This is a genomic window from Methanoplanus sp. FWC-SCC4 (assembly GCF_032878975.1).
Lineage (GTDB): Archaea > Halobacteriota > Methanomicrobia > Methanomicrobiales > Methanomicrobiaceae > Methanochimaera > Methanochimaera problematica.
In genome coordinates this window covers 444,336-460,741 of record NZ_CP043875.1, presented here as the reverse complement: position 1 = coordinate 460,741, position 16,406 = coordinate 444,336, and the positions used below count along the sequence as shown (strand labels likewise).

18 protein-coding genes are annotated in these 16,406 nt (G+C 40.6%); 8 read left to right on the top strand and 10 right to left on the bottom strand.

Features of this window, described 5'->3' with window-relative positions; all coding sequences use genetic code 11:
• Positions 1–294: 294 nt before the first annotated feature.
• Positions 295–1,407, bottom strand: a complete 1,113-nt coding sequence (locus F1737_RS02250; RefSeq protein WP_317137159.1) for a hypothetical protein — start codon at positions 1,405–1,407, stop codon at positions 295–297.
• A gap of 6 nt (positions 1,408–1,413) precedes the next feature.
• Complete coding sequence (locus F1737_RS02245; protein WP_317137158.1) at positions 1,414–2,586, bottom strand: tubulin/FtsZ family protein; 1,173 nt, start codon at positions 2,584–2,586, stop codon at positions 1,414–1,416.
• A gap of 277 nt (positions 2,587–2,863) precedes the next feature.
• Here F1737_RS02245 and F1737_RS02240 point away from each other — a divergent pair, with 277 nt between their 5' ends.
• From F1737_RS02240 to ndk, 8 genes are all read left to right on the top strand, one after another.
• A complete protein-coding gene (locus tag F1737_RS02240) occupies positions 2,864–4,105 on the top strand; it encodes an NAD(P)/FAD-dependent oxidoreductase (RefSeq protein WP_317137157.1) in 1,242 nt (413 codons plus the stop codon).
• A 3-nt stretch (positions 4,106–4,108) separates the two neighbouring features.
• Positions 4,109–4,813 (top strand): dolichyl-phosphate beta-glucosyltransferase, encoded by a 705-nt coding sequence (locus F1737_RS02235; RefSeq protein WP_317137156.1) that lies wholly within the window; start codon positions 4,109–4,111, stop codon positions 4,811–4,813.
• The gene (locus tag F1737_RS02230) at positions 4,810–5,778 is read left to right on the top strand and encodes a lysylphosphatidylglycerol synthase transmembrane domain-containing protein (RefSeq protein ID WP_317137155.1); all 969 of its coding nucleotides are present in this window, start codon (positions 4,810–4,812) and stop codon (positions 5,776–5,778) included. Before F1737_RS02235 ends, F1737_RS02230 begins: the two co-directional genes overlap by 4 nt.
• On the top strand, positions 5,775–7,778 hold the full coding sequence (locus F1737_RS02225; RefSeq protein WP_317137154.1) for a DUF2298 domain-containing protein: 2,004 nt from the start codon (positions 5,775–5,777) through the stop codon (positions 7,776–7,778). Before F1737_RS02230 ends, F1737_RS02225 begins: the two co-directional genes overlap by 4 nt.
• 220 nt (positions 7,779–7,998) lie before the next feature.
• Positions 7,999–8,367 carry a 50S ribosomal protein L7Ae gene (gene rpl7ae / locus F1737_RS02220; protein WP_317137153.1) on the top strand — a complete coding sequence of 123 codons (369 nt, stop codon included), beginning with the start codon at positions 7,999–8,001 and terminating at the stop codon, positions 8,365–8,367.
• Positions 8,368–8,378: 11 nt separating this feature from the next.
• On the top strand, positions 8,379–8,585 hold the full coding sequence (locus F1737_RS02215; protein WP_209689957.1) for a 30S ribosomal protein S28e: 207 nt from the start codon (positions 8,379–8,381) through the stop codon (positions 8,583–8,585).
• 2 nt (positions 8,586–8,587) lie between these two features.
• Positions 8,588–8,779, top strand: coding sequence for a 50S ribosomal protein L24e (locus F1737_RS02210; protein WP_317137152.1), 192 nt, complete (start codon positions 8,588–8,590; stop codon positions 8,777–8,779).
• An 8-nt stretch (positions 8,780–8,787) separates the two neighbouring features.
• On the top strand, positions 8,788–9,237 hold the full coding sequence (gene ndk / locus F1737_RS02205) for a nucleoside-diphosphate kinase (RefSeq protein WP_317137151.1): 450 nt from the start codon (positions 8,788–8,790) through the stop codon (positions 9,235–9,237).
• Positions 9,238–9,334: 97 nt separating this feature from the next.
• On the opposite strand, the gene F1737_RS02200 is transcribed toward ndk, so the two are convergent.
• From F1737_RS02200 to F1737_RS02165, 8 genes are all read right to left on the bottom strand, one after another.
• Complete coding sequence (locus F1737_RS02200) at positions 9,335–10,792, bottom strand: TrkH family potassium uptake protein (RefSeq protein WP_317137150.1); 1,458 nt, start codon at positions 10,790–10,792, stop codon at positions 9,335–9,337.
• 92 nt (positions 10,793–10,884) lie between these two features.
• Complete coding sequence (locus tag F1737_RS02195) at positions 10,885–11,265, bottom strand: desulfoferrodoxin (protein WP_317137149.1); 381 nt, start codon at positions 11,263–11,265, stop codon at positions 10,885–10,887.
• Between the two features lie 19 nt (positions 11,266–11,284).
• On the bottom strand, positions 11,285–12,469 hold the full coding sequence (locus F1737_RS02190) for an FprA family A-type flavoprotein (RefSeq protein ID WP_317137148.1): 1,185 nt from the start codon (positions 12,467–12,469) through the stop codon (positions 11,285–11,287).
• Between the two features lie 2 nt (positions 12,470–12,471).
• Positions 12,472–12,615, bottom strand: coding sequence for a rubredoxin (locus F1737_RS02185; RefSeq protein WP_317137147.1), 144 nt, complete (start codon positions 12,613–12,615; stop codon positions 12,472–12,474).
• 15 nt (positions 12,616–12,630) lie between these two features.
• On the bottom strand, positions 12,631–12,801 hold the full coding sequence (locus F1737_RS02180) for a rubredoxin (RefSeq protein ID WP_317137146.1): 171 nt from the start codon (positions 12,799–12,801) through the stop codon (positions 12,631–12,633).
• A gap of 95 nt (positions 12,802–12,896) precedes the next feature.
• Positions 12,897–14,927 (bottom strand): DEAD/DEAH box helicase, encoded by a 2,031-nt coding sequence (locus F1737_RS02175; RefSeq protein ID WP_317137145.1) that lies wholly within the window; start codon positions 14,925–14,927, stop codon positions 12,897–12,899.
• Positions 14,924–15,733, bottom strand: coding sequence for a DUF7839 domain-containing protein (locus F1737_RS02170; protein WP_317137144.1), 810 nt, complete (start codon positions 15,731–15,733; stop codon positions 14,924–14,926). The genes F1737_RS02175 and F1737_RS02170 overlap by 4 nt, the downstream gene beginning before the upstream one ends.
• Positions 15,714–16,229, bottom strand: a complete 516-nt coding sequence (locus F1737_RS02165; protein ID WP_317137143.1) for an ArsR family transcriptional regulator — start codon at positions 16,227–16,229, stop codon at positions 15,714–15,716. Before F1737_RS02165 ends, F1737_RS02170 begins: the two co-directional genes overlap by 20 nt.
• Between the last annotated feature and the right edge of the window lie 177 nt (positions 16,230–16,406).

Sequence of the window (16,406 nt, the reverse complement as noted above, 5' to 3'; positions counted from 1 at the left end):
ACATCTGATATTTTTTCACTTTTTCGATATAGTTTATATCAATTTTGACCCTTTGTTTCTCAGATAAATAGAGATTAATTATTTTGAAGAATTATGAATCAGATAAACAATTAAAATATGTTGCATGAAAGATAGCTAATTTTTAAATCATTTAAGATGTTTTCAAAGCCGTTTCTGAACTGCACGGCAAAATATCACTACACAAAATCTTATAAAAATTAAATTCAGAAAACAAATTTTCTTAAAAAAGATATTTTGTCTGTCAGAATTAACTAACAGATGATAAATGCTACTTCACCCAAGTTCATCCCAGGATGTCTGACGCCTGTAGAGAATTATTCCGACAATTGCAATAATTACAATGATTCCAATTACAACAAATATGCCTATTCCACCAATGTCAGGAATGAATCCTTTGCTGACTTCCTCATAAAGCTCCTCTGAAACTGTGAGTGCCTCACTGGCCTTGGAATGTGCAGATTCTGCAACTGTATAGGCTTGCGGATAGTTCCCGTCATTCATGAGTGATTTTGCAGAGTTCAATGATGACTGTGCAGACTCAATCTTCGTCTCAATGTTGATTACACGGGCATCATTGTTCATACTGCGGTTTACCTTGAAATCCGTAATATAAAATGCCGTACTGTCTATTTTTGCCTGGGCATCATCAATTGCCTTTTGTGCCCATGCCTTATTCAGAAGATTCGTCCCCTCATCAATCAGGGTCTGTGCTTCTGAGAGATAGGTGTTGGCATCGGAATAGGATGCTGTTGCAGACTTTATGAACTTCTCTCTTGCACTGTCATATTTTGCCTGTGCTTCTTTTATGTCAACGCCAATTTTCAGTTTATCCTGAATCTGGGTGTTAAAAGTCGCAAGTGAAGTTTCAACAATTCCTCTGAGTTTGTCAATGTCTCCCGGATTTAACACAAGCTTCTTGTAGACAACTTCTCCTCCGGAAACTGTGTTTCCGCTTCCGTCAATCTGTGACAACTGGAAAAAGATTTTCTCTCCGGTACTTGAAACTTCAGGGACAGTCCCTTCCATGCGGTAACTTACAATCACTTCATTGGAAGCTGAGGGATAATCCAGAAGATAGCCTGTTAATGTAAGGAAGCTTCTTGTGGATGACTGACTCTCACCATGACCGTTAATCTTTACCGTATATTCCCAACTTGGATCATCAAGTTCTGTATAAGCTTCAAGGGAATGAGCTGCGGGAAACGTACTGTCACCCGAACTTGCAAGTTTTACATCAACACTAACTGATACAGAATCACCAGGGGAATAAGAATTCTGACTTGGTGTAAATTTTACAACAGGAGTGTCAAAATTTGCTGCACCAACAGAGTGTACCAGACATAATGCCAGTACAATAGATATCAAAAAAAGAATTTCTTTTTTCATATTTCCTCACTCAAACAGTGGATCAATTTCTTCATCATCAAACATTGTAACACGGCGCTCCTTGGATTTAATTACATCTTCTTTTGTCTCTTTTGCAATTTCCAGGAGTTCGCGGATACGGGGTGCATCACCGATTGTCGCAAGTACAACCACTGCGGCTATCTTTGAACTTTCAAGCGGATAATCACCGCCACGAACCTCAACACCGGCTATGTTTTCCTCAACCCATGATTTTGATTTTTCAACACCTTTACGATCCATCTCATCAGGAGGACCTGCTATTAGCACAAGAGCACGCTCTGCTGTTGTATAATCACAGGGGAGAGTGAGTCGCCCGAGCATTGCCCTTCTGACAAGACCAATTACCTTTGCGGATTTGTCTTCGCCGGTCAGCACTTCTTCGGAAGTCTCTTTCTTCTTGAGTGAAAGACCCCCTAAAAGTCCCTTTTTCTGCTTAACGCTCTTTGTGACCTTCTCACTTATTGCATATCCGACTGATGTGACACCACCGCCACGGAGTGTGTTGATGACCTCACTTGAGTCAACAACCATCTCTCCAACACCGGTCTTTCCTACCTCTCCGGCACGGAAGAGAACACCAAATCTGCGAACAATTTCATCATTCAGTCGTTCATATGCTGATCTTACGCTTTCTCCTTCATTTTTCCAGGCACTATTATCAAAGATGAAGGTGTTGTCAGCCTCATTTACAAGTGTTGACAGACTTCTAGCTGCATTATATGAGTAAAGTCTGCCTTCTTCAGGTGCCGGCAAAATTCCCAGGGCATAAACAGGTTCACGATATATGCGTTTTAGATGACGGCACAAAACAGGTGAACCACCTGAACCGGTACCTCCTCCGAGACCTGCAACTACAACAAATGCATCGATATCATGTGTTCCTCTTGTATCGACAGTGTTGATAATGCTGTCAATCTCATCGGCGGTAATTTTTGCGCCGGTAACATTATCGGTTCCTACACCATGCCCTTTGACAACGGTCTGGCCGATTAAAATGCGATCTCTTAAATCAATATTATCGAGACCCATTAAATCGGTTCTTGCAGTATTGACTGCAATTCCTCTAAAGCTTCGTACGGGGGCTTTTTTATCCTGTTCTATGAACATATCTACTATTTTGCCGCCCGCCTGGCCAAATCCAATGAAAAAGACTCTCATTTAACAAAACACCATCCAGTGGGGGTGAAGATTATTTCCCGCTACTTCAGGATATAAAAATGTATTATTTCATTACTTCAAAAACTTTCTTATGTATTTTGAAAAAAAATCCTGAAATCCACGTTTTTCAGTATAACCTTAGTATTTTGGTGACGATACAATAAATAACTATTGGATTTGACTTTAGAAAATATAGTGATTTCATTTAACAAACCAAAGACGATCATAACGAGGGCATCAAAAATATGAAATGCATATCGGACATACATTAGAATGAATGGATATCTGTATAATTGGCGGTGGCTTAACCGGACTTTCAGCCGCCTATCACCTAAAGGAAAAAGCCAATATCAATATTTATGAAAAATCCGGCAAACTGGGAGGTTGTCTTTCATCTTCTAAAGCAGGAAACGGTTTTGCCGAGGATTTTTATCACCACTGTTTTTCAGGAGACAAAAATTTACTCAGGTTATTCGGGAAACTCGATCTTTTAAAAGATCTTGAATGGCTGAGCGGAAGTACCGGCTACTATGCAGACGGCAAAATATATCCCCTGACTACTCCCGTCGAGATCCTAAAATATCCTTACCTGTCATTTATGGACAAATTCAGACTGGGAATGCTCACAATCCGGTCAAAAAAATATGACCGGGAGATTCTTGACAATATACCTGCAAAGGACTTCATTGAAGAAAAATGCGGTAAAAAAGTATATGAATCATTTTTTGAGCCGCTTTTAAACAGCAAATTTGGAGATATGAAAGGAGAAGTATCTGCTGCATGGCTTGTATCAAGAATTGCAATAAGATCGGACAGAACTCTTGAAGGAGAAAAACTCGGATACTTAAAAAACGGATATATTTCACTTATTAACAGCCTTGAAGACGAATTATTAAAATCAGATTGCAGTATACTTACAGGAGAACCTGCCAGATCCATAATCCGTAAAGATGAGAAGTGGGAAGTTAACGGAAAATTATATGATATAGTTATATCCACAACCAGCCCTGAACGCTTAAAAAAGATCAGTACGCACGAAATTTCCGGTATTGAGTATCAGGGGGCCGCATGTATGATGATCGGACTCTCAAAAGAGGTTACAAACGGGATCTACTGGCTGAACATGAAAGACAATGCACCATACGGTGCAGTTATAGGACACACAAATTTTGTGCCAAAGGAAAGATACGGGGAGCACATAGTATATCTTGCATCATACTTCAAAGATAAACCGCCTGAAAATCTGGATAAAAAAATGCTGGATGATTTCTGTAAAAGATTCGGAGTTTGTGATTCTGATATCAACTGGCACAGGATGAAAATAGAAAAAGGGGCAGGCCCGGTGTACACAACAGGTTATAATAAACAGATACCGGAATACGAAACTGACACTAAATTTTTTGTCGCAGGAATGTTTTCAAGGCCAAATTATCCCGAGAGAAGCATGGAAGGATCGATCATTGCGGGAAAAGAAGTTGCAGAAATTATTGAAACAAAATATCTCAGGCAGGAAATCTGAACCATGAATAAAACAGAAATCAGTGCAGTTATTCCGGTTTATAATGACAGAAAATCACTTGAAACTGCAATACCGGTGTCCATTGAGACACTCAGCAAAATTTCAGATTCATTTGAGCTTATTATCGCAGAAGACGGAAGCACAGACAAAAGCCGCGAACTTGTGTTGGAATGGGAAAAGAAAGACAGCAGGGTAAAACTCCTTCACAGTGATGAAAGGCTTGGGAGGGGGAATGCATTAAACAGGGCATTTTCATCTGCAAAAGGAGAAATTGTCTGTTATTATGATGTCGACCTTGCAACAGATATGAAGCATCTTAAAGAACTGATAGACAGTATCAGAAACGGAGCCGATTTTGCAACCGGTTCAAGACTGATGCCAAAAAGCGATATTGTCCGAACAAGAGATCGCGAAATCGCAAGCAGGGGATACAATTTTCTTGTAAGATTATTTCTGAGGAGTTCTCTTCACGATCACCAGTGTGGATTCAAGGCATTTAATAAGGAAAAACTGCTGTCCCTTTTGCCTTCTGTTTCCGCAACACACTGGTTCTGGGATACTGAAGTGCTTGTCCGGGGGCAGCACTCAGGATACAAAATCTCTGAATTTCCTGTCCACTGGAGAACAGGAGAGGGTACGACAGTCAGATTTAAAGATGTTTTTTCAATGGGAACGGATATTCTGAAACTCTGGTGGAAGCTTAGATGAATATGAAAAAAGCAGGTGCAGTAATTATTCCGACAATAATTGCCGCATTTATAATAGGATATATGCTCTTTAGAGTATGGGATGATTTAATTGTTGCAGTACAGTCTGCAACTCCCTCATATCTTATTCTGGCAGTCGTAATATGTGTACTTGCCTGGTTTTTGAGAGGTTTTCGATACCAGTATATTCTTGAAAAACTTTTAGTCAGGATAAATATGTGGCTGTCCACAGCGTGTATATACGTATCCCAGACAGCCAACCTGATTGTACCGGCACGTCTCGGGGATCTTGTGAGGCTGCTCATCCTCAGACATGAAGTGGATGCAACTTATTCCAAAGGCCTTTCATCACTTGTTGTCGAGAGATTTTTTGATATAATCACAATAGCAATTTTGGGCGCAATGGCCCTTCCTTTTGCACTGAACATGCCGGAATGGTTTTCAACTGTTATTGCATTCACACTTGTTCTGTGTTTTTTATTCTTAATCATCCTCTTTGCATTCGGGAAATTAAGCTCCACAAACAAATACATCAATCTCGTCTTAAATTTGCTAAATGAGGTGAAACAGGCATCACTTGGATTATATGCAACAGGAATCCTGGGAGTCTCATCAATTATTATATGGCTTACTGACAGCGCAATCTGCTGGGTAATTGCCATGATGTTTCAGCAAAGTATCCCTTTCATTATAATTATTCTTGCAATAGTTATTGGAAATCTTGTGAAGGCTGTTCCGCTGACACCGGGAGGCGTCGGAACTTATGAACTTGCAGTTGCACTAACTCTTGAAGTTTCAGGGACTCCGGCGGCGATTGCAACTCTTATAGCAGTAATTGATCATCTCGTTAAAAACCTGATAACACTTGCAGGAGGTATAGTTTCCCTCTATGTATTCGGCGAGTGGTCAGTTGATCTCTTAAAACGTGCATTTTCAAAAGGTCTTGATAAAGGAGATATGGTGTGACACCGGAGATTCAGATCTTATATGTCATATTATGGATGTTTATTCTGAAATTTATTCAGATCTCCATATGGCCTGCTTTAAAAAACTGTTTTGGTGAATATTCATACGGTATTTCATATCCTGCATCAATTCTTTTATTCGGCCTCATTTCATGGTACTGCGGGATACTCGGAGTTACAATTTACACAGCGCTAATTCCTTTTGCTGCAATTTTAGCATATTACCTGATAAAAAAGGAATACTGCAGGGAAAACTTTCAGGGAAAGTGGAAATGGGACCTTGTCTTCTTCCTGCTTTTTTTGTTTATGCTTGAAGTCAGATACCTGAATCCTTCCATATCATATGCGGAAAAATTCATGGATCATGCATTTCTCGCATCTGTTATTAACAACCCAATAATTCCCCCACAGGATCCATGGTACTCGGGAGGTTTTCTGAATGTATATTATTATCTTGGGCACTGGATTATGGGGTGTCTTGCAGTCGTATCAGGAGTAAAGTCAGTTGTTGCATTCAATTTCATACTTCCAACCGTACTTGCAAATGCAGGGATTTCACTATATGCAACAGGAAAACTTCTCCTGAAGAGATTTGCATGGCTCCCTGTCCTGACCATGTTTCTGGTCAACCCCTCATTTATATACCATATACTATCAGGGGACAGCATGCCGACTGTGATGTGGGAGAGCACAAGAACGATTCAGGATACAATTACCGAATTCCCTGTCTTCTCAATGTTATGGGGAGATCCTCATGCACATGTGATTTCACTTTTCAATCAGGCATTTTTCATCTTTTTAATTGTCTTTGCGTACCTCAGATGGAATGATCTAAAAAACAGCGGGAGATGGATAATAACCGGTCTTTTATCCTTAAGCCTTGGTTCAATGCCTCTCATAAACACCTGGGATGTTTTAATATATGCACCAGTTCTGCTCTGTTTTGCAGCACTTATCTGGTGGAAAACAAAAAAAGACAATATTTCAGGAACATCACCATGGAGACTGTTTGTGCTTGTCCCGGCATTTTCAGTTGCAATTTACCTTCCCTTTTACTTGATGCTCAATGCAGGGGGAATTGAAGGCATAGGCATTGTAAATACACCAACAGACCTTATTTCATTTTTACTTGTGTACGGATTCTTTTTATTAATATTCTATGCAGAGTGTTTCAAAGATCTTAAAGAAAGACCATACCTTATAGCATTTGGAATTCCGTTCATACTTGCAGGATATATTGGTCCCGGCCTGCTGGCAATACCTGTTGCATGCCTGATTTTCAGGAGAAGTCTTCTGCCGGAAGAAATTCTGGCATCAATCGGTCTTTTAATAATTGGATTTACGGAAATAATGTACCTCAAAGATAATATGGGAGATCAGTATTACCGCATGAATACTGTTTTTAAATTCTCCTTAATCGGATGGATGATGATGGGCACTTCCTCAATGATCTTTGCAGGCAAATGGCTTGAAAAGAGAAATTACGGATCCTGTCAGGAGAACAGAAAAAGAAGTGTTTTTATTGCAGTAATTCTGAGTGTTCTTTTTTCAGTACCTGTTGTCATGCCTGACTTAAATTACGGCTACGGGGGAAAGACTCTTGACGGAATGGAGTGGCTTTCAAATATGCATCCAGGGGACTATGACGCACTGTCTTATCTGAGAACATTAGAGGGTGACATAACAATCGTTGAGGCAGAAGGAGGAGACTACAAATACTACTCAAGGGTTTCCTCATTTACAGGATTTTCCACAATCATCGGGATGCCTTTTCATGAATACATGTGGCGTGGCGATGATGCGCTTGTGTATCAGAGGACAGATGATGTCAGAAAAATATACGAAAACAGGGATGAATCCTTTGATCTCATGAAGAAATACAATATGACGCATATTTACGTTGGAGATACAGAGAGAGATACATACAATTTAAATCTCCCTGCAGAAAAACTGAAACTGATATACAATAAAAATAATGTTCAGATCTATGCGCTTAACTGACACAATTCCCAATCTTATCCCACACAAATACTTTTTTTCCCGGAATGTTCATCAGGGGAATTCTGATAATTTCAATAACCTTTATCCATTTTCATGTTGAATTAATATAGCTACATCAATCGCTGACTGATGAGTGATGAAGGAGTAACTCAAACAAAAAACAACCGGAAGAACAGTTTCACATGTTCTTTTGGCTCTTTGCTCCTGAATGAGGTGAGTTATGTCAAAAGTATACGCAAAATTTGAAGTTCCTGATGATATTCAGAACAAAGCACTGGAAGTTCTGGAGATCTCCAGAGACACAGGAAGAATTAAGAAAGGATCAAACGAAGCAACAAAGGCAATTGAGAGAGGCGTCGCACAGCTTGTCATAATTGGCGGCGATGTTGAACCTGAGGAGATTGTAATGCACCTTCCGGCTCTCTGTGACGAGAAGCAGTGCCCATACGTAATTGTAAACCAGCAGAACGATGTCGGTGCAGCAAGCGGCCTTGACGTAGGCTCAGCAGCAGCAGCAATCGTAAAACCTGGTAAAGCAAAGGAACTCCTTGAAGAAGTCGTCGGTCAGATCGCCGAACTTAGACAGTGAGGTGACCTTTCATGGCAGATGCAACGCCGGCAGAAGTTATTGAGATCATCGGTCCTACAGGAATGCACGGAGAAGCATTTCAGGTAAAGTGCCGTATTCTTGATGGCTCAAACAAAGGAAGGATTATTACCCGCAACACTGTGGGGCCAATCCGTGAGGGCGATGTGCTTATGCTCATCGAGACCGAACGTGAAGCAAAGAAATTGTCGAGGCGCTAAAAATGGTAGATACATATGTCTGTTCATTCTGCGGCGAACAGGTTGAGCCGGGAACAGGAAAAATGTTTGTCAAAAAAGACGGTTCAATCTTTTTCTTCTGCAGCTCAAAGTGTCAGAACAACTACCGCCTTAAAAGAGTGCCACGCCGTGTCACATGGACAAAGGCAGGCAAAATTGCTCTTGGTAAGGAGTGAATCCTAAAATGGAACGCACATTCCTTATGATCAAACCGGACGGAGTTCAGCGCGGACTTATCGGTGAGATTATTGCACGCTTTGAGAAGAAAGGTCTGAAACTGGTTGCAGGCAGATTTGAAGTGCTTCCCGAAGATCGTGTAATGGAGCACTATGCAGAACACAAAGACAAACCGTTCTTCCCTGGCCTTAAGGCATACATCACAAGCGGACCCTGCTTTTTGATGGTATGGGAAGGAAAAAATGTCGTATCCATTACCCGTCAGATGATTGGTGCAACCAATCCTGCAGAGGCACTCCCAGGAACAATCCGTGGTGACTTTGCTCTTGAGATTGGAATGAATGTAATTCACGGTTCTGACTCTGATGAAACAGCAGATCGCGAGATCGCTATTCACTTCAAACCTGAAGAGATTGTTTCATTTGAGAAAATCGATGAAAAGTTCCTCTATGAGTGAACAAAAAAATAATTTTTTTTGTCTTTTTTATTTGTATAATTACAGTTCTTTTACATCGTGGGAGCTGCTAAAAAAATAGATTCAATATTTGTAATTGTTATTCAAATCCTTTTAAAATACTCATAAAGAAGACAATTACAGGCATTACTTCAAGACGCCCAATCCACATTGCAAATATGAAAACAATCTTGCTATAAGGAGTCATATCAGGATTTACAAATCCGGTGCTTATACCATTGTTGCAGGTTGCAGTTACAATTTCAAACAGAACATTGCTTGTGTCATGTGTTGGTGTTTCAAAATGCATAATCAGTATTGCCGAGAAAAATATCACAAGGAAATAAAGGATAATTATCAGCATATTTTTTGAAACTTCTGTTTCGGCAACATTCTTTGGAATAACCTTTCCCTCAAATCTGAAAGGAACAATGACCTTACCGCTTACAAAAGTTCTCTTAAACCACCATAAAATTCCGCGATATGCAAGCGCCGCCCTTGAAAGTTTTATGCCTCCGGCAGTACTGCCTGAAGAGCCACCGATAAACATCAAAAGTATAAGGAACAAAACCGTGACAGGAGCCCAGGTGGAAGGGGATGTTACCTGAAAACCTGTGCTTGTAATACCGGCAACTGCCATAAATATCCCCTGCCGGATTGAGGTAAGGGAGTCCGTACCTGTAAATATGAAAAGGTCAAGGGCTATTACAATAAATCCCAGAATTGCGAAAAAGAACAACAGCCAGGCCTGTTCATCATTAAAAAAGCTGAGCTTCTTTTTGCGGTATGACAGATAGTATATCTTAAAAGGAAGAGCCCCTGCAATCATCACAGGGACTATAAGCATCTCCAGAAGCGGATTTTCATAAAAAGGAATCCCTGCAGAATGAACGGAAAAACCACCCGTTGCAATTGCAACCATAGCAATATTTAATGCATCCCACAAAGAAACACCGGAAAGCAGAATCAGAATAACTGAAAAAAATGTCAGTATCAGATATATTTTCCACATCTGAAGCCCCTGCTGCACCACACTTGGCATGAAGGCTTCAGTCCTGCCTTCCGAACGATAGAATCTTGAAGGATTCAGACCAGTTCTTGAAAGCATTACAACTGTAAATGCAACAATTCCAAGACCTCCAAGCCACTGCATCATTGAACGCCAGAATAAAAGGGTATAAGGCGTGGTGTCGACATCCGGAAGAAGGGTTAGTCCAGTATCAGTCCAGCCTGACATTGCTTCAAAGACAGAGTCAAGATAAGGCATACCAATCCCGACTGTAAAGGGAAGTGCACCCACAAACGCACAAATCAGCCAGATAAGTGCCACTGAAAAGAGTGCATGGCTTAATTTTGCTTCCCTTTTATTTTCCGGAAACTTTAAAAACCCCGTTCCGATTAAAAAAAGGATAACAGGTACCAGAGCCATCGGCAGAACCATATCCCATTCGCGATAAATAAGTGCAATAAAAATTGGAACACAGGTGCCTATACTGATGAAACGCAGAACATTGCCAAGGTCATCCGCTATAACAGAAAACTGTGCTATTCGATTCATCTTAGATGCATTTAAGGTAAACTACCCAATCATATATCTGTTTGCATAATCTTTCGTTCTGTTTATGTAACAAAATAAAAAAAAATTAAATTTTAATTTTTGTTTGTCCACAACCCATGGACATTGCAGTATTCACATGCCCTGACTCCGGCATCCGTGCACGAAAACTCTGCAACAGGTTCATCACCAGGATTTAACCAGTGAACCATCATTTCATTCCCCTCACAAACTGCAATCATGACAATGTGGTGTTCTTCAGTCATTGGATGAGGAGTAGAACCAACAGTTACCTTAATTCCGGAATCAGTCTTCTCAACGACCGGGACATGTTTTTCGGTCTTAAAATCCGCAGTTTTAGCGATTAGACGAACCATCGGCTCACCACAGCAGACAAGCTCCCCCTCCCCTGCATCTGCGACAAATACTACATTACCGCAATTTTCGCACTTGTATACATCTCTGGTTTTTGTCATTTACAAATCTCCTTTGCTATCAGGCGATGTTGTATTCCTTATGTTTATTTAATATATCGTCTGCCATCTCATCAAGCTTAAGGAACGCCTCTTCGTTTGGAAGACCTCTTATATATACCGGTTCTAAGAGTTCAACATCAAGTTTTTGGATCATGTCACTAAGATCCTTTACTGTTTTTCCACCCCAGCCATAAGAACCAATGATTCCGACTGCCTTTGCTTTTGGCTTGAGAATGTTTGAAATGAATGCGATATTCGCAACTTTTGGATGCGGCCCGAACAGAACTGTTGGTGTTGCGATCACAATAGTTGCGGCATCGAGCAGCTCCATTGCCAGCCTTCCGGAATCTGTCTTTCCAAGATTAAACGGACGTACTTCAATACCCCTGGCAATCAGCGATTCCGTAAGATATGAAACCATCTTTTTTGTGCTTCCGTGCATTGAGATATAAGGAATGATTACTCTGTTTTTTACCTCGTCTGAACTCCATTTCCGGCATATGTCAAGTATATACTCCGGCCTGTTGTACATGGGACCGTGACTCGGCGCAATAATTTGTATGTCATATGATGAGACCCTTTCAACATATTCACTCACTTTCTTACGGAAAGGCATCATTATTTCTGCAAAATATCTTTTTGCAAGAAGGTAGTGAGTATGCTCGTCATCTATGAACAGACTGCTGGATGCATAATGGGCACCAAAGAGATCACAGGAGAATAAAATCCCGTCTTCCTTAAGGAAAGTAAGCATCGTATCAGGCCAGTGAGCCCACGGAGTTTCCATGAATTCCAGAGTCTTGTCTCCAAGTGAGAGAGTTTCATTATCTTTTACAACAATTATCCGGAACTCAGGTATGAAATGAAGGCTCATTAGAAGTTCCTTGCATTTTTCAGAGGTTACAATCTTTGCACTGGGAAACAATTCAAGGAATACAGGGATTGAACCGGAATGATCCTGTTCGGCATGATTTACTACAAGATAATCAATACCGGTTGCCCCTGAACAAGCCAGATTAGTTATGAACTCTTCTTCAAAATCACTATCAACAGCATCAATAAGGGCTGTTTTTTCACTTCCAATAACAAGATATGAATTGTAGGTCGTTCCGTCAGGGAGGGGAAGAAGTTCATCAAAAATCTCACGATCCCAGTCAACTACACCGACGGAATACACATTAGGGGTGATCTCTCTTACTGCCATAATTATAACTCTTTAAAATTTTGTTTTTTAGTACCACATACAGGGCAGTGCCACTCAGCAGGTAATGCTTCAAAATCTGTTCCTGCATCCGCCCCCACATCTCCTTTCACCGGATCATAGATGTGACCACATACCATACATTTCATTTTTTTTAAACCCATCTATCCTTCGACCTCTATAGCCTCAAATTTGTCCTTTTTCGCATCACAACGCGGGCATCTCCAGTCAGAAGGAATATTTTCAAAGGGAGTATTTTTTGGAATTCCTGTTGAAGAGTCCCCTATCCTTGGATCATAGAGATAACCACATTTTTTACATTTCCAGACTTTCATATATTTCACCTCTCAATTAAAATAAGCCAACGGCTTAAGTGCTAAATAGTATAATATTACTTAAAAAAGTTCTCTATAAGATTAAAGAGTTCTGATTATTTTTTTCTCTTATTTTCCAAATCCTCATTATCGCTGCAATTAAGTTCGGCAACAATATCAACAGGATTTTTCATTTTTTTAACCAGAACTTTTATCTTATTTAATCTGTCAATACCAATGAAATGCTCCGCCATCACCCTGCCATAGGGAGACAATTCCACTTTTCCACCCTTTTTGGCAACAATCCCCTGCTTTCTTAAGACAGGATAGATATCTTCAATCTCGCCGACCATTCTTTTGCACATAACGTCAATTGCCTTCTCATCACCTTTACTGACAACGACGTGAGCAGCGTATTCCTCAGAAGAGCCTTCCATGTCATATACCGGCGCCACCTCATCCATCTCACCTTTTAAGAGATTTATTGAGACCTCCTCTTCCGTTATCTTGGAATCACGGGAATAGCTTCCACCGGGTTCGGCTAAAATGACAGCTTTGCCCATATCATGATAATCAGGTCTGCCTGCACGTCCAATCATCTGATAAAAATCCTGGACTGTCAGCCATTCAATACCCATGGCAAGTGAATCAAAAATAACCTGTGATGCAGGAAAATCAACCCCTGCCGCCAGTGCGGCCGTGGTTACAACAGAAGAAATTTCTCCCTTTTCAAACCTTTTCTCAACATTTCGTCTTTCCTTTGCGGTAAGTCCTGCATGGTAGGCTTCCGACCTGCTTCCTATCGCGTCTGAAACTTCATGGCACCTTGCCCTTGAATTTGTAAAGACTATTGTCTGCCCCTTATAGCCTTTGGAAGACTTTTTCCGAAACTCCTGCGTTACAAGACTTTTTATCATCGGTATTTTCTGCTTCCTCTCCAGAAAAATAAGATGTCTTTCAAGAGGTACAGGTCTTTCATTGTATGTGACGAGTTCGGAATTCAGCTTTTTTGCAAGAAGATGGGGAGAACCGATTGTTGCACTAAGATACAAAAACTGCGCCTGCGGCGCAATGTATTTCAGCCTTGCAATAAGACCATCAAGCCTGTGGCCCCTGTCCTTATCTTCAAGCGTCTGAACCTCGTCTATTACCACAGTTCCAATATTACTGAGTACTTTTCCACAGCGGAGATAGTGATCAATGCCCTCATATGTACCTACAATAATGCCTGAACGAATACTTCGTCTTGCATTGACACGTGTTTCGGGCAGGTTGAGTCTTGACACTCCTGTCTTGAGGGATACATCCAAAAACGGATATCTTTCAGTAAACCTGCTGTATTTCTGGTTTGCGAGTGCAACCAGAGGTACCAAAAAGAGCATATTGCCTCTTTTTTCAATATAATTTTTAACTCCGGCCATCTCACCGATGAAGGTTTTGCCGCTTGCAGTTGCGGCAACAACAAGCTGATCTTTGCCCTCAAGGAGTCCGGCATCAACACAAAGCTGCTGTACAGGCATCAGTTTTTCCACATTGACTGATTCCTTAAACTTTTCAGGGAGCGGTAGTTCAGAGATTTTCTTTGTCTCCGTTAATTTGTGAGCTTCAAGGGTGTCAAAAATTGTATTTTTAAGATCAAGCCTTTCGGGCTGAACCATCGAGAGAACTTTATCAAGATCCATATAGAGCTCAAGCAGTTTTTCAAGATGATCTGAAGACATGCCACCCAATCCACCGATATATCCCATCTCACGGCGGAGTTCATTCTTTGCACAGTGAAGACAGATATTCTCATGGCCGTATTTTACAGAATTCTTACCCTTTAATACAGTAATTCTGTCTTCAAGCATGCAGGTTCTGCATACCTTCAGGTAGCCGAAACCTATCTGAAGATCAGCCAAAAAAGCTTCAAAATTCTTACTCTTTATGGTAAGTCTTATTGCATCGGCATTTCTCAACTGAGAGATTAGTTCTTTTGTCGGAGTTTTCTTTGCATGCTTCTCTCCAAGCCACTTAAAAAGATAATTCTTTGGACGTACGCCTTTTGATGTCTTTGTAAGCTCTACAATACCATAACCGACAACAGATCTTTTGTCGTAAAAAAACAATTTGTATGACCCGCGTTGCGGGTTGATAACTATCTTCATGGAGTGATCAAATCATGGATTACATAACGCAGACCGGATGTTTCAAGCCTTTTTAGAAAATCAGTAAAATCCTCATCTACTATTACAAGTGCACACTCCATGCCATGTATTGCACCTTCTATTACTCCTTCACGTGCTCCGAAATATATATCCGGTTCCATACCTGCATTTTTGACTGCAATATCAGCCTCAATGCCAACCGCGCCGACATAACTGACTTTTTCCAGAGTATCCCTTAAGATTTCAGCTGATACTTTCTGGGAACCGCCTCTTTGTATTCTGGGCACCTTGCATACATGTACAAGGCCATATGAATGATCGATAATGCCGGTGAGATTGGATATGCCAATATCCATACCGCCTTTCGCACTTGCTATCGCTTTACCCATAGCACTTTTTTCCCGGTAAGATGCCCTCAGGAATCCGTCTTTCATATATACACCGACAAGATCACCGCTGCGAATATTACAGTCAGCTATCGCTGTCCATACAGAAACCTGCTGCACAATGTCTCTTGTAACGTGTTTTGCATATGATTCAAGCGCTTCAGCATTATTGATAACCCATTCAACGCCCTTGTGTGTTATAGTATAGCTGCCTCTGCCCTGGGATCTGACCATCTCGTCATCCACAAGTTCACGGATATACTCGGAAACTGCCTGCGGGGTTATCCCCAGCTTTTCCGCAATTTCCTGCTGACGAACCGAAGGCTGATGTTCGGCAACTTCTACAAGAATCTGAAATTTTGTTGCTTCCCTTTTGCTTCTGAGAATAATGTATAAAGGATCATTCTCCTTTGCTTTCAAGAGATACCAGCCCCTGTCCTTTTACTTCAAGGTGTGGAACACGTTTTGCAAGACCCTTTACAAATATTGGACTTACACTAAATTTTCTGGCAAGGTCATTTACGGAACCGTTACCGGAATGGACACTTTTATCGATTTCATCCACAAGATCCCTGAGCACCTCATCCGTTGATATTGATACGTTTATAAGATCACCCAGGTCATCCATAGTACACTGGAAATTTGCCCTGAATCTGCTGTATGTTGTTTTATATTCCTTTGAAGGTTTTTTGCCAGGCTCCGGCATCCTCCACTGTTCCTCTACAAGATTTCCTTTTTTCAAAATAGCAATACATTCCCGTACTTTCTCAATTTCCACTTCTTCAGACAATTCTTCGTCAGTCATCCAGTTCTTGCTGATCAGACCATATACTTTTTTAAAATCCGAATTATTGAATGTAATCAAAAGCGGAACGAGATCAACCGGATCATTTACTATTCTAATATGCCCCGTCAAAGTAAAAACCCAATTAATATATGCTTTATATCAAAATAAACCTAATTCATACTTTAGGAATATTTTTCCTGATTTTTTTACCTGAAAAAAGCTAAAAAAAGTTACTAATTGTACTTTTTCTACATATGTATATATCCATAAAATGCAAAAACGAACACATTTTAAACCCATGAAGGT